The following is a 22,331-nucleotide window of genomic DNA, read 5'->3' as shown; positions in this document are numbered from 1 at the left end:
GATAATGATGGCTCAGGCGACAACGCTGCGCAGCCGGCCGATCTTTTCAATCTCGATGACGATCTCGTCGCCCGACGCCATCGGCCCGACGCCGGACGGGGTGCCGGTGATGATCAGGTCTCCCGGCTCGAGTGTCATGATGCCGGAGACGAATTCGAAGATCCGCGCGGTCGAAAAGATCATGTCATTGGTGTTGGAAGACTGGCGCAGCTCGCCGTTCTGCCAAAGCTTGATGTCGACATTGTCCGGATCGAGATCGGTCTCTATGCAGGGACCCACGGGCTTGTAGGTATCGAAGGATTTGGCGCGCGTGAACTGGCCGTCCTTCTTCTGCAGAACGCGGTTCGATACATCGTTGGCGCAGGTGTAGCCGAAGATGTAGTCCGCCACATCGTCGGCGGCAACATTGCGGGCCTTGCGGCCAACGACAATGCCGATCTCGGCCTCGAAATCGATACGGTCGGTCGAGCTGTCGAGCTGGATCTCCTCGCCGTCGGCGATGATCGCGGAAGGCGCGCACATGAACAGCATTGGCTCTTCCGGCACAGGCACGCCGGACTCCTCGGCATGCAGCGTGTAGTTCAGCCCCACGCAGACGAGCTTGCTCGGCGTCACCGGCGCCAGCAGGCTGACCGCGTCCAGCGGCAGAACCTCGCCTGTCTTCTCGATGCCGTCGAAAGGCGGCCTGGAGAGGACGGCGACGGCATCACCTTCAAGCAGGCCATAGGATGCGGCGCCCTGATGGGAAAAGCGAACGATTTTCATGATTTAACCTCTTGTGTGCCGCGTCATGCGCGGTCTGGGAAATAGGGGCGCATCGCCTCGAAACTGGCGGCGATTGAATGCGCGGCATCAGGAATCTGGAAGGTCTCGACGGTGACATAGCGGTTGAAGCCGCTGTCGATCACCGCCCGCATCGCGGTCTCGATGTCATACGCGCCATCGCCGACCGGAAGCCGCTCCGAATCGGTGATGTGGAAATGCCAGAACAGATCCCCCGCCTCGCGAATGGCGTCGGCGACAGTCTCCTGCTCGGTCAGGATATGCGCGGTGTCGAGCATGACGCCGAGGCTCGATACGGCCAGAGAGCGCACGAAATCGCAGGTTTGGCGCGTGGTGAGCAGGCAGTTGGCGTAATTGCGGTTCACCGGCTCGAGGACGATCGGCACTTCCGGGAATGCCATTGCACATTGCTCGATAGCGCTGGCGATCCAGTCCAGCGTCTCCTGCGGCTCCACCTCGTCAGTGTAGCGTCCGCGCAGCCGGCCGATATTGACCATCGCGCCATATTCGGCGGCAAGGTCCATCGACGCCTTCATGCGGTCGATCGCTTCCTGCCGCCGGGCCGGATCCGCATCGGCAAACGACAGGCCATCCTGACCGTAGACCTCGCCGGTGCACACGGCAGGCATGTCGAGGCCATTGGCTTGGATCGCATCGGCAAGCGCCCGGCGGTCGATCAGGCCGGGATTGCAGACCAGAAGCTCGACGCCTGCGTAGCCCGCCCAGGCAATACTGCTCATCGCCGCGCCGATCGGCCCCTGAATGGCCGTGACCCTCGCGGGCGCCACGTCGGGCGTGGCATACATGTAGGCGAGCTTCATGGCTGCTGGAACCGGAAGTCGTTCTGCTCGGCGAGCTTCTGGTGGATCACTTCCTTGCGCACCACGCTGACATTCGGAATGGCGAACTCCTGGATGTTGAAATACTCCGCCTTGGCCTGCTTGCCATTGGCGGTCTCCAGCACGAGCTCGACGATCTCCTCGCCGACCTGCTTGAGCGACTTCGTTCCCTCGAGCACGTCTCCGGCGCTGAGATCGATATCCTCGCGCAGCGCCTTGAAGGTGTCGTTGTTGGAGCTGATCTTGAGCACCGGGGCAATGCACGAACCGGTCGGCGTGCCCTTGCCGGTGGTGAAGAGCACCATGTGCGCGCCGCCGGCGACCTTCCCCGTCACCGAGGCGATGTCGAAGCCGGGCGTGTCCATGATGACCACGCCCTTCTCGGTCGGACGTTCTCCATACTTGACGATCTGCACGATGGGCTGGGTGCCGGCCTTGTAGATGCAGCCGAGGGACTTTTCCTCGATCGTCGTCAGGCCACCCTCGATGTTGCCGGGCGAAATGAAGACGCCGCTGTCGTCCTGCGTGGTCATGGACAGCTCGATCTCGTATTCCTTGATCAGCTTCATCAGGTCCTGCCTGATCTCGTCGGTCTTGCCGCGCCGCCACAGGACGCGCTCCGCACCCACCATCTCGGTGATCTCTGACAGCACGACAGTGCCTCCGGCGCCGACCAGAATGTCAGCGGCCTCACCGACCGCGGGATTGGCCGTAAGGCCCGAGAACGCGTCGGAGGAGCCGCATTCCAGCGCGACGATCAGTTCGCTGACATCGCCCTCGTCGCTGGGTTCCCCGGCGATCTCCTCCTGCAGGCGTCGCACGATCTCGATGCCGGCGTCACGCGTCGAGCGCGCCCCGCCCGCTTTCTGGACGACGAGCATCTCGACCGGCTTGCCGGACGGCGCGATGGCGTCGGCGATGCGCCGGGCGGAGGCCGTCTCGCAGCCAAGGCTCACCACCAGCACAGCACCGACATTCTGGTGCCGGCCGTGACCGATGAACGTGTCCTCGGTGGTCGTGTTCTCTTCCGCGTCGAAGGTGCAGCCATAGGGATGCATGAAAGTCACGGCTCCGGTCTTCGAAGCAACATCGAGCGCAACGCGGTTGACGCAGGAGACCGTCGGGATGACCAGGATGTGATTGCGGATGCCGATCGAGCCGTCGGCGCGGCGATAGCCCTTGAACTTCATGTCATTCACCTTGCTGTTGCGCAGGGGTTGCGTCGAACCGGCGGCCCTTGGCGCCCCGGCAATTGTGAACGTGTACCCAATGGCCGGCGGAAATCGGCTGGGTCGCAACCCCGATAATCTCGCCATATTTCAGGATTTCCTCCTGGGCCGCGATATCGCGCAGCGCAATCTTGTGCCCGCGCGGAATCCGCTCCTCGACCTTCATCGGGCGTCCGTTGCCGATACCCGAAACGATCACCGTCTCGGCAGGCAACAGTTCGACCGTGGCGGTAGCGACATGGTCGCTTTCCTTGATCTGGATGGCTGTCTTTTCCAACATCAAACTCCTGGTTGGTTCGCGCGACCTGGCCCTAGAGGAAGAGGCTCGGCAGGAACGTCGACAGTTTCGGGAACAGAATTGTCAGGATGAGCACGACAATCATCGCCGCGAGGAACGGAAGGACCGCGCGGGACGCTTCGGCGAACCGCACTTCCGCGATCTTCGCGGCCGTCATCAGCGTGACGCCCAGCGGAGGCGTGTTGGCACCGATGCACAGGTTGACCACGAACATCACGCCGAAATGCAGCGGGTCGATGCCGTACTGATTGACCACCGGCATGAGGATCGGGATCAGGATGATGATCAGCGCATTGCTTTCCATGAACGTGCCCAGCAGCAGGAGAAGAAAGTTGAGCAGGATCAGGAAGGTCAGCGGATCGGGTGCAACCGCGGCGAAGAATGCGGTGAGCTGCTGGGGAATCTGTTCGGTCGCCACGATCCAGACGAACAGGTGCGAAATGGCGACGATGAGCTGCACCGGGACCGCAATGCGCAACACCTGCATGCTGATCGCCGGGAGATCCGACAGCTTGACCTCGCGATAGATCAGAGCCGACAGCAGGAACGCGTAGACGACTGCAAGCACTGCGGCCTCGGTAACGGTCACGATGCCGCCCAGTATGCCGCCGAGGATGATGACCGGCAGGAGCAGGGGCAGGACCGAGTCCGAAACCGCCGAGACGAACTCACGCCAGGTCGCGCGCTCGCCCTTGCCATAGCCGCGGCGGCGGCTGATGAGCAGCGAGACGATGATCAGCAGCAGCGCCATCAGCAGGCCGGGAACGAGCCCGCCGATCAGCAGGCCGGCAATGGAGATGTTTCCGGTCGCGCCGAGGATGACCATGGTCAGGCTCGGCGGGATAAGCGAGGCGAGCACGCCGCTGCAACCCTGGAGAGCCGCGGCGAAGCCGGCTGCGTAGCGCTTGGCCTTCATGGCCGGGATCATGATCGAGCCGATCGCTGCGGTATCGCCGATCGCCGAGCCGGACAGCGCGCCGAACAGCGCACTGCCGGCAACCGTGACGGCAGCCAACCCGCCCGAGATGTGGCCGATGACGGCATTTGCGAGCCGCATCATGCGCTGCGTAATGCCGCCATGCTCCATCAGCACCCCGGCGAAAACGAACATCGGCAGCGCCAGGAACGGATAGGAATAGATGCCGGTCGCCGACCGCTGCGCGACCAGGGCCAGGTTGATGTCCTTGACCAGAAGATAGGTCAGGCACGCAAAGCCGATTGCGAAGGCGATCGGGACGTTGATGGCGATCAGGCCGAGAAGAAGAACGAAGAGGACGATGCTCATGAACGCTTCTCCTGCGTCGCGGCAGCGCCGCGCAGCGCCCGCAACAGGGCTTCGATGGAAACAAGCACCAGCAGGCCGCCGCCGATCAGCACGCCCATATACTGCCAGGCACTGGATATCTTGAGGCCGGGCATAATGGACTCCTTCGCGGTTTCGACGATCAGAAGGGCGCCGTAGGTCAAGGCCAGGTTGAAGGCGAGGACGACGAGCGCGCCGACAATCTGCGTTGCCCGGTTAAGGGCAGGCGGCAGCCATTCGACCAGCAGGTCGATCGCGACATGCTCCTTGCGCTCCAGCATCAGCGCCGAGCCGAGGAACGTCATCCAGACCATCAGCAGAAGCGCCAGTTCCTCCGACCACACCAGCGGTGACTGCAGGAGATAGCGCCAGATGATCTGGGCAAACATTACGCCGGTCATCGCCAGCAGCATCAACATGAGAAGCCATTGGACAAGCTTGACGAGAAGCTGTCTGGCGGTGAGCAACAATTGCGCCATCGCGATATTACCCCGGTCGCCGCGGGCCGGCGTGCTGCCGGCCCGCGAGATGGATCAACTAGTTCGAGTACTTGCGGACGATTGCGAGAAGGTCTTCGCCGAAGACGCTCTCGTACTTGTCCCAGACGGGCTGAACCATCTGCTGGAATGCCGCGGGGTCAGGACGCGTCACCTTCATGCCTGCCGCCTCGAGCTTGGCGAGCACTTCCTCATCGCTCGCACGGATCATCTCACGCTCCTTCTCCTTCCAGATCTCGGCCTTGTCGCGCAGGATGGTCTTCTGCTCGTCGGTCAGCTTGTCCCAGGCCTTGCTGGAGATGGTCAGGATGGCCGAACCCCAGATGTGACCGGAGAGCGCCAAGTTCTGCTGCACCTCGTAGAACTTCGAAGCGTAGATCGTGGCCAGCGGGTTTTCCTGTCCGTCGACGACCTTCTGCTGCAGCGAGGTGAACACCTCGGAGAACGCCATCGGCGTCGGCAGTGCGCCGAGCTCGCGGAAGGTGTCGAGACGCAGTTCGGCCTCGGGCACCCGCAACTTGATGCCCTTCAGGTCCTCGGGCGTTTCAATCGGACGGGCCGAGTTGGTGATGTGGCGATAACCGCTTTCCCACCAGCTGAGCGTGTTGATGTTCTTTGCAGCCAGGATCCCGGCCAGCGCCTCACCGAGCTCGCCATCGACAGCGGCATAGGCCTTCTCGCGCGTCGGCCATGCATAGGGCAGCTCTTCGATGATGAGCCTCTTGTCGAGCACCTGTAGCGCGCCGGTGCCGAAGAGCCCCATCTCGACCGTGCCGAGCTGAAGACCTTCCGCGACCTCGCGGTCGCCGCCGAGCTGCGAGCTCGGATAGACCTGGATGACGACTTCGCCGCCGGTCGCCTCTGCCACGTCCTTGGACAGGCCTTCAAGTGCGATCTGCCAGGGATGGTCGGCGGCGAAAACATGCCCGACCTTCAGGGTCGTCTCCGCCTGGGCAAGCCCGGCGTTCAGCATGGCCCCGGCGCCCAGCAAAGCTGCAGCAAGCGCGGCGCGTGTGTTTGCAATGTAGTTCATGATCTCCCTTTCCTCCTGTTAGTCCCTGCTCAAGAACCGCCCGATGATCTGGCGGTAGATTTCGATAGCATCGAAATAGTCGTCGACAGCGAGATGCTCGTCTGTCTGATGCGCCAGCTCCGGCGCACCCGGGCCGAGGATGACGATATCGCCGCCATGGGCGATAAAGGCCGACGCATCGGTGAAGTACTGCGCGCCGCGCACCGCGTCCGCGCCCGGCGCGCGAGCGGCCAGGACCTTCCGGCAGTCGCGGACGATCCCGGCGCCCTCGTCGGTCAGGAGCCCCGGCAGATCGAGTGTGGTTTCCACCTCGAAGCGGGCCTCGGGATCCTCTGCGGTCAGAGCCGCCGCGATCGCCTGGACATGCGCCACGACCTCACGATGGTCCTGTCCGGGCACCGTTCGGATGTCGACCGTCATTCGACACAGGTCGGGAATGACATTGGTGTTCCTGCCGCCATTGAAGGTCGTCACCGCAAAGGTGGGATTCGACAGGAGCGGCGTGCTGGTCCCGCCGAGATCCATCGACTGGAGACGGTCGTAGAACAGGTGCAGCTTGTCGACGGCATTGGTGCCGGAAGCCGGCATGGAGCCGTGCGCGGTCCTGCCGAAGCTCGTCACGCGCAACCAGATCACGCCCTTGTGCGCGATGACCAGACGATTGTTCGTCGGCTCTGCAATGATCATCGCGTCGAATTCGGGGATCTGTCCTTCGCGCACCATCGTCGCCGCGCCGAGGGCGCCGATCTCCTCACCGTAGGTTGCCGCGAAAACGAGTTCGCCACACCATCGATCGGGCGCGACGTCCTTCTGCTGCATGAAGGCGAAGAGCAATGCCAGGAGACCGCCCTTCATGTCGACCGTGCCGCGGCCGTAGATGCGGCCATCGTCAATCACCGCCGAGAAGGGATCATGCTTCCAGATGGCGTCGCCGATGGGCACTGTGTCGAGATGCCCGCTCAGCACGAGGCGCGGGCCAGGGGCGCCGCTTTTCAGCGTCGCGACCAGGTTCGCCTGGTGCTCGTTCTCCTGAAAGATCCGGGCATCGATGCCGGCATCGGCCAGACGCGCCTTGATCATGCGCGCCAGCACGATCTCGTTTCCGGGCGGCGAAACGGTCTTGCAGCCCACGGCCTGCTGAAGGAAGAAAAGCGCGTCGCGCGATGTCTGCGCTGACGCCAGCATGGTGTCGTTCAATATTCATCCCCCCGCAATCGACGGCGACCCTATCGGCTCGACCGGCGAAAGACTATTGACCACGGAGATGAAACACCGGCTAATTTCTTTGTATCTAGAGTACAAATGAGTAAGGTCGTCCGCGTTGGGACGGACGAGCGGAGGGGTCTCGAAATCATGGTACTGACGGTCGGGAAGATTTTGAATTTGCCGGCTATGCAAGACGGCACGCTGCTGGCCGGCAAGAAGGGGCTCGACCGGGTCGTCAAGACCGCGACGGTGCTGGATGCGCCGGACGCCGTTCGCTGGCTGCGCGGCGAAGAGCTGGCGCTGACCTCGACCTATCCCCTGCTTCAGCTGCGCCACCGGCTCGACCACTTCATCCGCGAGCTGGTCGAATACGGCGCATCCGGGCTTGGCCTGAAACTCAACCGCTATATGAAGCGGGTGCCGCAGAAGATGATCGACTGCGCCAATGCACTCGATTTTCCGATCGTCGTCGTTCCGGAGAACGTGGCGTGGGTGGAGATCATAACGCCGGTCATGTCTAGCTACTTCGAAGCCAGAGCTGGCAAGGTCATCCAGCCCGAGCTGTTCGGCGGACGGTTGAGCCAGGTGTCGCTGGTCGATTCAGCGCTGCAAGACCTGCTCGGCGACCTCAACACGCTTCTGACAAACCCCGTGATGGTGACCAGTCCGATGGACGGCCTTATCCTGAGTGCGCCGAGCAATCCCGAACCCGATATGCAGGACGCCCTGGCATTGCTCGAAGAAGACGGCTGGGCCTGCGAGGCTATCGGGGCCAACCGCGCCTTCACGCGCAGGACCGGGCGCCGCACGAGCATCGTGTTCACCCCCTATGAGCAGGCGAACGGCATGACCGGCATGCTTGTCGTCGTGGAGCGGAACCGCAAACTCAGCAATGAGGAACTCGACCATCTGGGCTATGCGAAGGTTCTCATATCGCTCAAGGTTCGTCAGATCCGGGCCGATCAGAGCGCCATCTTCGAGCGGCAGAACGAGCTGGTCCTGTCGCTGATCGATCGCAGCCTGGGCAACCAGACCCATGCTGCGCTCACCGCGCGCTACAGCGGGATGGGCAAGCGCCTGCATGCGCGCTATGTGGGCATTGTCGTTGCCTTCCACGACATCGACCCCATCCGCCTGCGCGGACTTTCCAACGCATTGCGCGTACATTTTTCCAAGCATGGCGAAACGATCACCGGTGTGATCGCCAACAACCGCGTGGTCATAATGGTCCCCGAGGACGACGAGCGGTTATGCCAACCCGACATCTTCAGGGAACAGATCGACACACGCCTTCTTACGATCGGCGCACAGGAAGTGGTTTGGTCGGCGGGCATCAGTCAAGTCACGGCGGTGGAGCACTTCTACCGCGCCTACGAACAAGCTGTGCAGGCGTTGGAGCACGGACGGAGCACCAGCAACGCCGGCGGCGTGAATCTCTACGACGAAACCGGTTTCTACCGCCTCTTCTCCAAGGGCAGTATGCAGCCGGACGTCCACCGCTTCGTGCATGAATGGCTGGGGACGCTGATCGATCACGACAAGCGGCACCGGGTCGACCTGATCGACACGTTCCGTATCTTCCTGGACAGCAACGGCAGTTACCGAGAGACGGCGCGCGTGCTGAACATCCACCACAACACGGTGCGCTACCGGATATCCCAGATCACCGAGATGACGGGCAAGAAGGCGCTGCAGCCGAAATTGCGGCTGCATTATCACCTCGCCCTGAAACTGCTGCCCCTGGTTTCCTGAGCCCACCGGGCGCTGCCGTCAGGCCCGGCGCCCATAGGCCAGGTCGCCGGCATCGATCTCAGGCTCGCGTCCGTCGATGATGTCGGTGAGAACGCGACCCGACCCGCAGGCCATCGTCCAGCCCAGCGTTCCGTGGCCCGTGTTGAGGTAGAGGCCGCTGATCGGCGTCTCGCCGACAAGAGGCGGCCCGTCCGGCGTCATCGGGCGCAGGCCGCACCAGAACGACGCCTGCGCAACGTCGCCGCCGCGCGGGAACAGATCGGTGAAGGATTTCTCCAGCGCACGCTGGCGCGCCGGGCGCAGCGTCAGGTCATAGCCGGCGAGTTCCGCCGTGCCGCCGACCCGGATGCGATCGCCGAGCCGCGTGATCGCCGTCTTGTAGGTCTCGTCCATGATCGTCGAAACCGGGGCGGCGTCCGGATCCGTCAGGGGCAGCGTCAGCGAGTAACCCTTGACCGGGTAGACAGAGATGCCGATGCCGACATCGCGCAGGAGCAGCGGCGAATGGCTGCCCAGCGCGACGACCACCGCATCGGCTTCGCGCCGGCCATCGGACGTAACGACGGCTTCCACGCGCCCTCCCGCGCAGACGACCTGCCGGATCTCGGTCGCATAGGAGAACCTTACGCCGAGCCCTTCGGCGATCGCGGCCAGCCGTCCGGTGAACAGATGGCAGTCGCCGGTCTCGTCGCCGGGCAGGCGCAGGCCGCCGACGAACCCGGCGCCCGCCGTGGCGAGGCCCGGTTCGCGAGCGATGCAGCCAGCCCGGTCGAGCACCTCATGCGCGACGCCGAAGGTCTTCAGCACGTCGACATCCTTGGCAATGGCGTCGAGCTGTTCCTGGCTGCGAAAGAGCTGCAGGGTTCCCTGGCTGCGTTCGTCATAGGCGATCCCCTCGGCGGCGCGCAGCGCCTGAAGGCAATCACGGCTGTATTCGGCGATGGGCACCATGCGCGCCTTGTTGCGGGCATAGCGCGCCGAGGTGCAGTTGCGCAGCATGCGCAGCATCCACCACCACATGGCCGGATCGAGCCGCGGGCGGATGACGAGCGGGCCATGCTGCATGGTCAGCCACTTCATCGCCTTCAGCGGGATGCCGGGTCCCGCCCATGGCGAAGAATAGCCAGGCGAAACCTGCCCGGCATTGGCGAAGCTGGTTTCCTGCGCGGGTCCCGGCTGGCGGTCGATCACCTCCACCTCGTGCCCCGACTTGGCCAGATAATAGGCGGTCGTCACACCGATGACGCCGCCGCCCAGAATGAGAATTCTCAACGGATATGTCCTTTGATCATGGAGCCATGCTGCGCGCGGCCCCGGGGGCGGCGCGGATGGCCTTCGCAAAAGGTCGAATGGAACAGGTTACAGGGCAGCCAAACTCAACGTGCAGGCGCCCTCGGCGACACGGAGTGATGCCCCCTGGTGGTGAAGCCATGCGGCCTCACGCCAGGGGCTATAGGGATGCCTTGAGGCCACCCGCGTGATTGAGGAACCTGCGGAGGCGGGCATCGGGCGCAAAGAGCGTTATCATTGCGTGGCCGCGCGTGATTTCTGACAGCGCCTCATACCGTTTCCGAAGCCGGTTTTCCAGAGGCAAGCTGCGGCAAACCGCCGAACCTCAGAACAATCTGGCGAAAAAGACCAGGCTCATGACCGTGCCGACGGCGATGATGATCGCGCGAACCACGAAAAGGGGAAGCGCGCGGGCAAGCGGCGCACCGGCGTAGCCGCCGGCGGTCGCCGCCACCATCATCACCGCGGCCTGCGGCCAGGCCACGATGCCGGCCACCGCGAAAATCGCCACGGAGATCGCCGACAGGATGAAGGACAGGCCGTTCTTGAGCCCGTTCATCTGATTCAAGTCGCGCATGCCCCACATGGAAAACAGGGCGAGAAACACGATCCCCAGGCCGCCGTTGAAGTAACCGCCATAGACGGAGACCAGGATCGTCGACAGCCAGCCGTCGCCACCCGCGCGGCTCCGCTTCTCGGCCATGGCGCGCAGCCGGTCGCCGAAGGCGAAGATCAGGGTCGCGGCGGCGAGAAGGAAGGGGATGGTGAGAGAGAAGGCGGCGTTGGATGAAACAAGCAGGAGCAGCGAGCCGATAAGGCCGCCGAGAATGGTGAACAGTGCGATCCGGACCAGCCGGCGACGGTCGAAGGCCAGAAGTTCGGCGCGGAAGCCGGCCGCCCCGCCGAGATAGCCCGGGAACACGGCGACCGCGCTCGTCGCATTCGCCGCGACCACCGGAACGCCCGTATAGACCAGGGCGGGGAAGGTCAGGAAGGTTCCTCCGCCCGCGACCGTGTTCAGCGTGCCGGCAAAGAATGCGGCGACCGCCAGGATCAGATAGTCCGTCATGTCCGGATTTCCGCCCGTCCCCATATGCCATGGCCGTGCATCGACCGCTTCGAAGCACGCGCGCGGGCTGTGTAGCCCATACGGCCGCCGGTCATAAGCCATTTCCTTTACCCTAACGACGAAAAGTCGCGGCTTACGCAGAGGAAAAGCCACCGCTGATTGCAACGATCTCCGCGATTCAGCCTTTGTTATGAATGTGACATTACTCCCCGATGCCGAGGGACATGGACGACGGGCATCACCATAGGCGGGGCCTGTAACACCGGATTGTGAGCACCATGGAGCACTCGACCGCGACCATTATCACCGGCCTGATCGGGCCCGCGACGATGGTTGTCTTTGCCGCAGGCTTTGTCTGGGTTTGGCTGATGGAGCGCAGAACGCGGTACGCGCTGCTGCTTGCGTTCGCCTGCCTGTTCTTCGCCGGCGCGCTGGCGCTGCAGATCATGTCCTGGCCTGCGGACGTGGCGCTGAACGCCATCGTCACGGGTGTTCTGTACACGGCTTCGGTGCTGCTCGTCTGCGAGGGCATTCTCCGGCGTTCCGGCATGAAGCTCGGCGCGCCGGCCTGCATCGCCACCTTCGCGGCCATGACCGCGCTGTTATGGTATTTCTCCGCCATCTCCCCCAATCTGCTGGCGCGCATCTATCTGCAGAATTTCGGCTACGGCGCCATTCTGCTCCTCACCGCAATCAGGCTGGCGCCGGGACCGCGACGCCACCAGGTCGATCAGGTGCTGTTCTGGGTCCTGCTGCTCTTCGCCCTGCACTTCTTTCCCAGAACCCTGCTGACGGTCGGCTTCACCGTTCCGAACGGCGAGGACGGGTTTGGCGATTCGCTCTTCTGGACCCTGCTGCAGCTGTCGCTCGCCGTGTTCGGCGCGGCCCTGGCGCTGACCATATTGGCGGCCATTCTGACCGACGTGATGGACGAGTTGCGCCGCGACCGGGACCGCGACGGCCTGACCGGCATCCTCAACCGGCGTGGCTTCGAGGAGCAGACGGGTCATCTTCTGACAAGCCGGCAGTCGGCGCCCGCAACGCTGGTCGTCTGCGACCTCGATCATTTCAAGAAGCTCAACGACACGCATGGCCACAGCGCCGGCGATGCGGCGCTGACGGTCTTCGGCGCGCTCCTGCGGCGGACGGCGCGCGCCAGTGACGTGGTCGGGCGCATCGGCGGCGAGGAGTTCGCCCTGTTCCTGCCCGACACGGGGATGGACGGTGCCTTCGACCTGGCCGAAAGGCTGCGCCAACAGCTCTCCTCCGCCAGCTTCCCGTTCCTGAAGGATCGGGAACGGCTGACGGCGAGCTTCGGGATCGCGACGCGCGAACCCGGCATGAGCCTCGCCGCTCTTCTCCTGGAAGCGGACCGCCGCCTCTACGAGGCCAAGCAGGCGGGCCGCAATCGGATCGTCACGAAAGACCCCTCGCTGATACCGGCGACCACCGATCTCCTGCAGTTCGCCACGCAGACGAACGCGAGCGACCGGTGAGCGGAAGACCGGTCGCCGTGCGGGCGACCGGCCTCCCGTGCCATGGGTGTCAGGCGGCGGAAACGGCGCGCTTGGCCATGGCCTTGATCAGATTGGCGCGATAGGCGGCGTCGCAGTGGATGTCCGACATCAGTCCGTCCGATGAGATGGCGACGCCGTCGGCCGCGGATGCCGACCATTCTGCGGCAAGCGCCTTTTCCAGCCCGTCATGCCGGAACACCCCGTCGCCCCCCGCGCCGGTGACCGCGACACGGACAGCGCCGCCGCCACCCTTGGCGACGAACACGCCCGTCATCGCATAGCGCGAGGCGGGGTTGGGGAACTTCGCATAGCCGCACTGCGCCGGCGCCTCGAAACTGACCGAGACGATGATCTCGCCTTCTTCGAGGGCGGTGGAAAACAGGCCGGTGAAGAAATCATCGGCGGCGATCTTCCTCTTGTTGGTGCTGATCGTCGCGGCGAGCGCCAGGAGACCGGCGGGATAGTCGGCCGCCGGGTCGTTGTTGGCGATTGAGCCGCCGATCGTGCCCTGGTGGCGCACCGCCGGATCGCCGATCCCGCCGGCAAGCGCCGCCAGCGCCGGACACACCTTTGCAAGCTCCGCGCTGCCGGCGACCGCCGCATGGGTAGTCATCGCACCGATGGTGACGTTCCTGCCCGAAACCTCGATGCCCGCCAGCCCGCCGATGCCGCGCAGGTCGATCAGGTCCGAGGGCGCGGCGAGGCGATGCTTCATGGTGGGCAGCAGCGTCTGGCCGCCGGCAAGAAACTGGCCGTCCGATGCGGCCGCGCGCTTGGCCACGGCATCGTCGACACTGGTGGCCCGGTGATACTTGAGATCATACATGGCGCGCCTCCCTACTCAGCGGCGATTTTTGCGGATGCAGCATTCAGCGCGGCCCAGACGCGCGGCGGCGTCGCCGGCATGTCCAGGTCGTTGTTGCCGATAGCGTCGGTGATGGCGTTGATGATCGCCGGCGGCGAGCCGATGGCGCCCGCCTCGCCGCACCCCTTCAGGCCGAGCGGGTTTGACGGGCTCTTGGTGGAATGATGGTGGATCGCGAAGCTCGGCAAGTCGTCGGCGCGCGGCATGGCATAATCCATGTAGCTGGCGGACAGGAGCTGGCCGTCCGCGTCGTAGACGACGTTCTCGAGCATGGCCTGGCCGACGCCCTGGGCGATGCCGCCATGCACCTGGCCCTCGACGATCATCGGATTGATGATCGTGCCGAAATCGTCCGAGGCGACGAACTGGACTATCTCCGTCGTCCCCGTTTCCGGGTCCACCTCCACCTCGCAGACATAGGTGCCAGCGGGGAAGGTGAAATTGGTCGGGTCGTAGAACGCGCCTTCCTTCAGGCCGGGCTCCATGCCGGCCGGCAGGTTGTGCGCCGTGTAGGCGGCAAGGCCCACCTCGTGCCAGGCCATCGCCCGGTCGGTGCCGGCCACCTTGACCTGCCCGTTCTCGATCACCAGGTCGTCCTCCGACACTTCCAGCACATGCGCCGCGATCTTGCGGACCTTGGCCTCGACCTTGTCGAGCGCCTTGACGATGGCCGACAGGCCGACGGGGCCGGAGCGCGAGCCGTAGGTGCCCATGCCGAACTGCACCTTGTCGGTGTCGCCATGGACGATCTGGATGTTCTCGATGGGCAGGTCGAAGCGGTCGGCCACCACCTGGGCGAAGGTAGTCTCATGACCCTGCCCGTGGCTGTGGCTGCCGGTCAGGACCTCGATCGTGCCGACCGGATTAACCCGCACTTCCGCGCTTTCCCAAAGGCCGACGCCGGCGCCGAGCGAGCCGACCGCCGCCGAGGGCGCGATACCGCAGGCCTCGATATAGGATGCGAGGCCAATGCCGCGCAGCTTGCCACGCTTGGCCGCTTCCGCCCTGCGGGCCGGAAAGCCCTTGTAGTCGGCGGCTTCCAGCGCCTGGTCGAGATTGCCCGCAAAGTCCCCCGCGTCATAGGCCATGATGACCGGCGTCTGGTGCGGGAAACTCTTCACGAAGTTGGCCCGGCGCAGTTCCGCCGGATCGACGCCCATCTCCCGGGCGGCCGTTTCCATGATGCGTTCAACCAGGAAGCACGCCTCCGGCCGGCCGGCGCCGCGATAGGCATCGACGGGGACCGTGTTCGTGTAGACCGTGCGCACGTTGCAGTAGATGTTGGCGATGTCGTACTGGCCCGACAGCAGCGTCGCGTAGAGATAGGTCGGCACCGCCGACGAGAACAGCGACATGTAGGCGCCGAGATTGGCGACGGTGTCGATCTTGAAGCCGACGATGCGGTTGTTGGCATCGAAGCCGATCCGCGCCGTGGTGACATGGTCGCGGCCGTGCGCGTCCGTCATGAAGGCCTCCGAGCGGCTCGATGTCCACTTCACCGAACGCCTGGTCTTCATGGACGCCCAGAGACAGGCGATCTCCTCGGGATAGATGTAGATCTTGGAGCCGAAGCCGCCGCCCACATCCGGCGCGATGACCCGGAGCTTGTGCTCAGGCGCCACCTGGTAGAAGGCCGAGAGCACCAGCCGCGCCACATGCGGGTTCTGGCTGGTGGTGTGGAGCGTGTAGTGATCCTCCGCCTCGTCATAGGTGGCGATCGCCGAGCGCGGCTCCATCGGATTGGGCGACAGGCGGTTGTTGACGATCTCCATCTCGGTCACGTGGGCGGCACCCTTGAGCGCCTTGTCGGCGGCCGCTTCGTCGCCCAGACCCCAGTCGAAGATCAGATTGCCGGGCGCATTGTCATGCACCTGCGGCGCACCCTTCTTCAGCGCATCGACGGCGTGAACCACCGCCGGAAGTTCCTCATAGTCCACGATCACGGCTTCCGCCGCAGCGCGGGCAGCGGCCTGCGTCTCAGCCACCACCAGCACCACCGCGTCGCCCACATAGCGCACCTTGTCGGTGGCGAGCGCCGACCAGGCGCCCATGTTCATCGGACTGCCGTCCTTCGAGCTGACGCCCCAGCCGCAGATGAGATTGCCGATCCCGTCGCCGGTGAGCTGCTTTCCATTCAGGACAGCGATCACGCCGTCCATCTTCTCCGCCTCCGCGCTGTCGATGCCCTTGACCCTGGCGTGGGCATGCGGGCTGCGCACGAAGGCCGCATAGGCCTGCCGCTCGTTGCGGATATCGTCGGTGTACCGGCCCTTGCCGGTGATGAAGCGCTTGTCCTCCTTGCGAAGGACACGGGCGCCGATGCCTTGCTCCGTCATGTCGTATCCTCCCTCAGCCTGCGGCCATCTTCGCCGCGCCGTCCTGGATGGCGCGGACGATGTTGTGGTAGCCGGTGCAGCGGCAGATATTGCCCTCGAGCTCGTGGCGGATAGCCTTCTCGGTCAATTCGCGTCCCGCGGCCTGGTAGCGCGCCACCATGTCGGCCGCCGACATGATCATGCCCGGCGTGCAGAAGCCGCATTGCAGGCCGTGATTTTCCTTGAACGCCGCCTGCATCGGATGCAGCTCGCCGTTCGACAGACCCTCGATCGTGGTCACCTCCGCGCCTTCGGCGGATGCGGCCAGCATGGTGCAGCTTTTCATCGCCCGCCCGTCGACATGCACGACGCAGGCGCCGCACTGACTGGTGTCGCAGCCGACATGCGTTCCCGTCAGGCGCAGATGCTCGCGCAGGAACTCCACCAGGAGCGTATTGTCGGGCACGGCGGCGCGGGTGCGCTTTCCGTTCACGGTCATCGAGATTTCGGTCATCGTTTCCTCCCTTGCATGGGCTGCGCCCAGATACGCTCAGTCTTCAGGCGACAGGCCGGGCACATGCCGGCGGTCGCCCGCTCGTCCAGGAAATTCTCCACGTTCAGAAGATGGCATCGTCGCTCCCGGGCGGCGGCGTCGGGATTTTGCTGTCAGGCCGAAACGCCCGGGATCTGTGCGGATGCAGTGGACCGGGCAAGCGGTTCCGGGCAGGCGGACAAGGGGTTGTCCGTCCGCGCCGCGTTGGGTTTCTTGCAAGGCAAAACTGCCCACTCGATGCCTCCCGCGCTGCCGCCTCGAACATCCGGAATCCCGTCCCGGACGCGCTGCTTTCCGCTTCTCCGCATCCATGCGGATGTGAGGTGCAGGCACCCCGACGCCGAAAGCCGTGAAGACTGTTCCCTCTGCCCGCGGCGGCCGCAGACAGACGGTTCATCGCCAATCCTCATGTTCATTTAATCGGGCTTTCGCTGGAAAGCCAAGGCCCACTTTGGTGCAGGCTGATGGTGCTTTCACGCAGGTTCGTCAGAACCCGTTCGGCGCGGGATCCTGCAGTTCCAGCTTGTCGTCGGTCAGGCGGTAGATGGAGCAATTGCGCTCGACCTCGCCGGTGGCCTTGAACCGAAAAGCGCCGAGCAGCCCGCGAAAGCCGGCCGATGCGCGCAGCGTTGAGGCATCGAGCGCGTCGGCGCCGCGCGAACGCGCAATGCCGATGGCAAGCGCCACCGCGTCGAAGCCATAGGCCGCGTTCCGCGTCATCGCCCGGCCGAACTCCGTCCGGTACCGCTCGGCGACATCGGCGACCGCCGCCTGGTCGACACGGCAGATCAGCGTGCCGGCGAGCCCGCGCTGCGCGGACAGGCCCGCGGTGCCGAGGATCATCGCATTAGGGGCCAGTGCGCCCGTAGCGCGGACGGCGGCAAGGGCTGCGGCGGGTGCTTCCAGGCCCGGCCCGAGGAGCAGCGCATCCGCCTGCTTCAACGCGGCCACCTGGCTGGCCAGCCCGCCGCTCGCGCGCGACGAGAACGGCAACGCCGCCGTGATCCGCCCGCCCTTCGCCTCGATATTCCTGCGCAGCCGCGCGAGCATCGCCTGCTCCTGTCCCGGGGGGTGCAGCAGGACGATCTTCTTGCGCCCCGAGCCGGCGGCATAGGCCGCGGCCTCGATCGCGCTGTCGGTTTCGTCGGAGATGAAGGCAAACATGTCCGGGCCGCGGGAGACGTCGTTCGCGACCAGCGCGACCACCGGAGGCCGGGCCTGCTGCGCGATGGCCGCCACGACGCCTGCTTCCCGGGCGCCCGACGGACCGATGATGATCCTGGCATTCCTGGCCGCCAGCGCCTCGACGCCGGCTTTGGGCCCGCCGCCATGGATGGCGAGCGTCACCTGGTCGCCGCCCAGTTGCATCGCGGCAAGCTTGGCGCCATCGCGGAGGTCGCGCACGGTCGCCTGGCCGGGGCTGACGATCATGCCGATCGTGACAGGCCCGGCGCCTACGGTTTCGATGCCGGCAGCGACCGGGTCGGCCTTGCCGCCATTCACGTCCAGCGCCTCGTCCACTGTCGCGGACTGGCACCCGGCGAGCATCAGGCATGCGGCGAACAGCAGGGACCGGAAGGCGCCGGCGATCATCCGCGCTCTACCGCCGTCATCGTCGGGGACCCCCCGCATCGGGAGCAGCCGACCGTTCAATACATGTACTGGACCATGCGAGCGTGGAAGCACTCGCATTTGTTGAGATAGTCCTCGTCGCGATACTCGGACTGAAGATAGCCATAGGCCTTGCCGCACGCGACCTTCGCTTCGGACGCCCAGACGAATGCCGGCCGGCCCGAATTGATCCACTGCGAACTGTCGGCGACCGCCACGGCCTCATCCATCAGGCGCACGACCTCGGTCGAGAGAGCCGCGTTGGTGTCGATGGAAAGCAGCTTTGCATTGCCCGCGACCGGGCAGTATCCCCCGGCCGACAGGTCGGCGGCGTGAACGCTGCCGGCAAACGCCGTGGCCAGAACAGCCGCAAGGCCAATCGTCAGCTTTCTCATGAAATCCCCCTGCAAAGCCAGTGTGTGAGGTGTTCCCTTGGGTAAAGGAATACACCGTTCTTAGCCGGTTTTCAAATGACGACCGGGTATCCCCGATCGCCGGTGTCGAAGGCCCGGACGTCAGACCGTGTCCGGCGTGTCCGTACCGTCATCGTCGTAGAGGATGTTGACCGGGTTCACCGGGGTGACGTTGAACTGCGCCACCGTCTCCCAGGTGCCCGGCCCGGATGCGCCATCGGCATCGACCTGCAGGTCGCTGCCGCTCATCCGCGCATAGTCGCTCACATCCTCGCCGCTTCCGACCGTGAACAGCTCCGTCAGGTCGACCACGTCCTCCGCTCCGAAGCCGATGATCTCTTCGGGGTTGAGGTTGGTGAGGGCGGCCGGGTCGATCACCACCGTGTCGATGGCGGCGACGGCCTCGGTGAGGTCGTAGGTGTTCTCGCCCGTGCCGCCGTAGAGGATATCCGCTCCCTCGCCGCCGATCAGCAGGTCGTCGCCTTCCTGGCCGAAGATGATGTCGTTGCCGGCGCCGCCGTCGATCACATCGTCGCCGTCCGTTCGCCCGCTCTCCCTGCCGAGCTCGGCCTGATTGTTGCGGATGTAGTCGAGCGTGTCGGCCCGCGTCCAGTTCTGCGACGGGGTCGCCTCCAGCGTCTGGAACACCTTCCAGCCCGATCCGGCGGGCAGCGACAGGCCGCGCGCCGTGGCGAGATCGTCGGTGAAGGGCGAGTCGCCGAAGATGAGATCGTTGCCCGCACCGCCGTCGATCAGGTCGTTGCCCGCTGCAGCAAGATCGGTCGATCCGCCGAGATTGCCGATCGCATCGCTCAGTTCCTCTGCCGTGGTGACGTTCTGCGCGTTGCCACCGGGCCCCTCGACCATGTCGAGGATCTCGAGCGGGGTCGGACGGACCACATGGTCCAGCCTGATATAGCCCGCGCTTTCGGTGGCCGTCGCCGTGAACGCGATGTATTCGATGAACTTGCCGTCAGGCGCGTCGATGTCGTGATTGTTGGAATCATCGCTGCCGAACGAATGGGTGCGAACCTCCGACGTCCCGTCGGTGTAGTGGATCGTGTACTCGATCGTCGACTGCTGCGAGGAGCCGAAATCAAGGAAATCGAAGCGGGCGCCGGTCACCGGTGTGCCGTTGAAGCCGCCGGTCGAGTAGTTGCCGCCGCCATCGTAGTCCGTGCCCAGCCCGAAATCGAAGCGGAGGACCTCCCCGACGTTGAGGCCGTTCGCCCCGCCTTCGACACCGAAGCGCCTGCTCGAACCGGAACCCGCCGATTCGACGTCGACAAGATTGCCGATCGACGTGGACTGCGAGGACCAGGCCGAGACCTGCGCGATCTCCACGCCATTGTCGTCATAGAGAATATACGCGGTGTCATTGTTCGAACCGCCGCTACCCGTGTTCGCATCATATGTGGCAGAACTGTCGAAATCGGCTTCGGAGGCCGTGTTGCCGAGCGCGATGCCGATGGCGTCGATGCTCCAGCCGGCGCCGGTGATCTGCTGCACCTCATTGGTGCCGTCCGCACCCAGCATCTCATTGATGGCGCTCGTGATGTTTGAGAAACTGGTCGAGCCACCCGATCCCGAGTTCCAGGCCGTCGGTTCGCCGTCGGACACGAAGAGCACCTTGTTGAGATCCGCATTGGCGATCGGCTGGTTGGACCCGGAGGACCCGATCCACGAGAAGGCGGTTGCGAGAGCATCCTCGTAGTTGGTGCCGCCGCCCTGCCCCATGCCGTTGACCGCCGCCTTGGCCGCCGCGATGGCGGAGGCGTTGTCGTCTCCGTTGAGGACGATATCGAACACGCCGAGGCTTTCACCGTCGCTGTCGAAGTCGACGATGTTGACCCGGATATGCGCGGCGCCGGAATTGCCCAGCGAATCGAGCAGATCATTCACCGCGTTCTTGAGGGCCTGCATGCGCGAGACCGAGCCGCCGTCGAAGGAGATGTTCGTGCTCATGCTGCCCGAACTGTCGAGGACAAGGATTATGTTCGCGGTCTGGCCGGGGGTGATCGTCACGGCACCCGGATCGCCGAATATCGTGTCGTCCCCGCCGCCGCCGGTGATCGCGCCTTCGATGTCTCCTGCGGGGTTGGGAACGGCGTGGTTGTCCGTCGAACCACCCGTGTCATCCTCATTCGACCCGACAATGAACACCGGCGGCGCCGAAAGGGTGATGTCGATGGCCCCTTCCGCCGTATCGCCGTCACCATCGGTGATCACGATCGGCAGGCTGAGATCCACGGGATCCGTGGACACCACCGACGTCCCGAACTCTCCCAGCTTGAAGGGCTGGCCGCTCTCGTGCAGCACCTCGAGGCTGTTGTAGCCGGAATTGGTGTACACAGCGACATTGGTTCCGGACACGACGCCGCCGATGACGGCCTCATACTGGATCCCCGCCTCGGAAGGATTGTCGACGAAGCTCACCGTGAAGCTGCGTCCGCCGACCTCAACGGTCTGTACGCCGGCCGAATAGGACACCAGCAGCGTCTCCGAACCGAAGGAGATCGCGATGCCACGCACGGAATCCTGCGTTCCGTCGCCCACCTGCGTCAATGTCGGACCCGTGTCACCATCGTCGAACGCCTTGATGCGCACCGTCGATTGCGGTGTTCCGCCGCCGCCCGTGATGGCGTCGAACAGGACCGATGCGCCATTGACCCGGTAGTGCTGGTCGAAACCATGGTTCTGATTACCCGGATCGTCGTAGTCGCCGGTGTTCGGCGTGCCGGTCAGATCCCGCACGAAGTCGAGGCGGACGCCCTCCCCGGACCCGACGGACTGGCCGCCGCCCACGCCGATCAGGTTGTCGCTGGTGTTCAGGCTGCTGCCGGCCGGGATCGGCGTCAGCAGAAGATCCGCGCTGTCGGCTTCATCCGAAGCAAAGCCGAACCATGCGGTGTTACCGCCGATCGGATCGTATTCGCTGTCCTGGAAATCGACCGTCGTGAGACTGTCGACGGTGCCATCCATATCGACCATGTAGGTCCCGGACGCGGGATTGAGGGTGACGGTGAAAACAGTGGTTCCGCCCTCGCCGCCGATCTTTGCCTCGAGCATCGTCCCATCGCCGTTCAGATGATAGCTGATCGGCTGGCCGCCCGATGTCAGGCCGCTCGCATGATCGTCGAGCGACGAGGCAAACCGCAGGCTGCCGGCGCCATCGGCACCGTAATTGTCGGTGACATTCCAGTCGTTATCCAGGCCGAACACCAGCGGAGCGCCCGCGGCGTTGCCCACGATGGCGTGTTGGGGGTCGACAGCACTCGGAACGTCGTCGTCGATGGTCAGCGTCAGCGAGCCGGGTGTGCCCGTCGCGTCGTCCGCGTCATAGACCTCGTAACTCAGCGTGAAGTCCAGATTGTCCTCGAAGCCGGGCGAACCGTTGGCATTGTCATGCTCGACACGCGCCAGGAGCGCGACCGTGTAAGTACCGGCGACCGCGTCGGTCAGCGTCACCCGGAATACGTCCTGCGTCCCGTCGTTTGCCGTCAGGACCGTCCCCCCGGCATTCACCGTATAGGTGTAGAGAACACCGTTGACCGTTTCCGAGCCCGCCACCAGCTTGATCGAGCCCGCGCCGTCCGCGCCATAGTCGTGCGGGAGGATGCCGGGCTGCGCCGAGGGCGCGTCGTCTCCGGGGGCGGCATCGCCAATGCCCGCTGCCAGGTCGTCTTCATCCACCAGCGCCGTCGTCGTTCCGGCCGTGGCGTGGAGATTGTCTCCCGAGAAGGTGATGGTCAGTTCCG

The 22,331-nt window shown here is 64.7% G+C and carries 18 protein-coding genes; 2 read left to right on the top strand and 16 right to left on the bottom strand.

The features are described from left to right. Nucleotides 1-12: 12 nt before the first annotated feature. From NA2_RS01615 to NA2_RS01580, 8 genes are all read right to left on the bottom strand, one after another. A complete protein-coding gene (locus NA2_RS01615) occupies nt 13-765 on the bottom strand; it encodes a fumarylacetoacetate hydrolase family protein (protein WP_008593456.1) in 753 nt (250 codons plus the stop codon). Between the two features lie 23 nt (nt 766-788). Then, the gene (locus NA2_RS01610) at nt 789-1,604 is read right to left on the bottom strand and encodes a sugar phosphate isomerase/epimerase family protein (protein ID WP_008593455.1); all 816 of its coding nucleotides are present in this window, start codon (nt 1,602-1,604) and stop codon (nt 789-791) included. Further along, entirely contained in the window at nt 1,601-2,812 is a 1,212-nt protein-coding gene (locus tag NA2_RS01605) for a UxaA family hydrolase (protein WP_008593454.1), read from the bottom strand. Before NA2_RS01605 ends, NA2_RS01610 begins: the two co-directional genes overlap by 4 nt. A 1-nt stretch (nt 2,813) precedes the next feature. After that, complete coding sequence (locus tag NA2_RS01600) at nt 2,814-3,128, bottom strand: UxaA family hydrolase (RefSeq protein ID WP_202803222.1); 315 nt, start codon at nt 3,126-3,128, stop codon at nt 2,814-2,816. 34 nt (nt 3,129-3,162) lie between these two features. Next, on the bottom strand, nt 3,163-4,434 hold the full coding sequence (locus NA2_RS01595; RefSeq protein ID WP_008593451.1) for a TRAP transporter large permease: 1,272 nt from the start codon (nt 4,432-4,434) through the stop codon (nt 3,163-3,165). After that, complete coding sequence (locus NA2_RS01590) at nt 4,431-4,865, bottom strand: TRAP transporter small permease (RefSeq protein WP_244423577.1); 435 nt, start codon at nt 4,863-4,865, stop codon at nt 4,431-4,433. Before NA2_RS01590 ends, NA2_RS01595 begins: the two co-directional genes overlap by 4 nt. Before the next feature lie 124 nt (nt 4,866-4,989). Next, the gene (locus NA2_RS01585) at nt 4,990-5,982 is read right to left on the bottom strand and encodes a TRAP transporter substrate-binding protein (RefSeq protein WP_008593447.1); all 993 of its coding nucleotides are present in this window, start codon (nt 5,980-5,982) and stop codon (nt 4,990-4,992) included. Nucleotides 5,983-6,000: 18 nt separating this feature from the next. Continuing rightward, nucleotides 6,001-7,167 carry a M20 family metallopeptidase gene (locus NA2_RS01580; RefSeq protein ID WP_008593445.1) on the bottom strand — a complete coding sequence of 389 codons (1,167 nt, stop codon included), beginning with the start codon at nt 7,165-7,167 and terminating at the stop codon, nt 6,001-6,003. Between the two features lie 168 nt (nt 7,168-7,335). Here NA2_RS01580 and NA2_RS01575 point away from each other — a divergent pair, with 168 nt between their 5' ends. Beyond that, entirely contained in the window at nt 7,336-8,940 is a 1,605-nt protein-coding gene (locus NA2_RS01575) for a PucR family transcriptional regulator (protein WP_192814152.1), read from the top strand. An 18-nt stretch (nt 8,941-8,958) separates the two neighbouring features. Here NA2_RS01575 and NA2_RS01570 read toward each other — a convergent pair whose 3' ends face one another. Together NA2_RS01570 and NA2_RS01565 are read right to left on the bottom strand one after the other, a co-directional pair. Further along, a complete protein-coding gene (locus NA2_RS01570; protein WP_008593439.1) occupies nt 8,959-10,212 on the bottom strand; it encodes a D-amino acid dehydrogenase in 1,254 nt (417 codons plus the stop codon). Nucleotides 10,213-10,555: 343 nt separating this feature from the next. Next, nucleotides 10,556-11,299: a sulfite exporter TauE/SafE family protein gene (locus NA2_RS01565; protein ID WP_008593437.1), complete on the bottom strand. Its 744-nt coding sequence runs from the start codon at nt 11,297-11,299 to the stop codon at nt 10,556-10,558. Between the two features lie 278 nt (nt 11,300-11,577). Between NA2_RS01565 and NA2_RS01560 the strand changes: the two genes are divergently transcribed. Beyond that, entirely contained in the window at nt 11,578-12,795 is a 1,218-nt protein-coding gene (locus NA2_RS01560) for a GGDEF domain-containing protein (RefSeq protein ID WP_008593435.1), read from the top strand. Between the two features lie 49 nt (nt 12,796-12,844). Here the strand turns inward: NA2_RS01560 and NA2_RS01555 are convergent, their stop codons facing one another. The 6 genes from NA2_RS01555 to NA2_RS21225 all read right to left on the bottom strand — a co-directional run. Continuing rightward, nucleotides 12,845-13,642: an FAD binding domain-containing protein gene (locus NA2_RS01555; RefSeq protein WP_008593433.1), complete on the bottom strand. Its 798-nt coding sequence runs from the start codon at nt 13,640-13,642 to the stop codon at nt 12,845-12,847. An 11-nt stretch (nt 13,643-13,653) separates the two neighbouring features. Beyond that, nucleotides 13,654-16,017, bottom strand: a complete 2,364-nt coding sequence (locus NA2_RS01550; RefSeq protein ID WP_008593431.1) for a xanthine dehydrogenase family protein molybdopterin-binding subunit — start codon at nt 16,015-16,017, stop codon at nt 13,654-13,656. Nucleotides 16,018-16,030: 13 nt separating this feature from the next. After that, nucleotides 16,031-16,510, bottom strand: coding sequence for a (2Fe-2S)-binding protein (locus NA2_RS01545; RefSeq protein WP_008593429.1), 480 nt, complete (start codon nt 16,508-16,510; stop codon nt 16,031-16,033). A 525-nt stretch (nt 16,511-17,035) separates the two neighbouring features. Beyond that, entirely contained in the window at nt 17,036-18,142 is a 1,107-nt protein-coding gene (locus NA2_RS01540; protein WP_008593427.1) for an ABC transporter substrate-binding protein, read from the bottom strand. Between the two features lie 56 nt (nt 18,143-18,198). Then, nucleotides 18,199-18,555, bottom strand: a complete 357-nt coding sequence (locus NA2_RS01535; RefSeq protein WP_040676437.1) for a hypothetical protein — start codon at nt 18,553-18,555, stop codon at nt 18,199-18,201. Nucleotides 18,556-18,675: 120 nt separating this feature from the next. Then, on the bottom strand, nt 18,676-22,331 hold a 3,656-nt coding region (locus NA2_RS21225), incomplete at its 5' end, for a VWA domain-containing protein (protein ID WP_008593424.1).

This window comes from Nitratireductor pacificus pht-3B (genome assembly GCF_000300335.1).
Classification (GTDB): Bacteria; Pseudomonadota; Alphaproteobacteria; order Rhizobiales; family Rhizobiaceae; genus Nitratireductor; species Nitratireductor pacificus.
The sequence above is the reverse complement of the archived record's forward strand: the minus strand, read 5'-3'. Positions and strand labels throughout refer to the sequence as shown.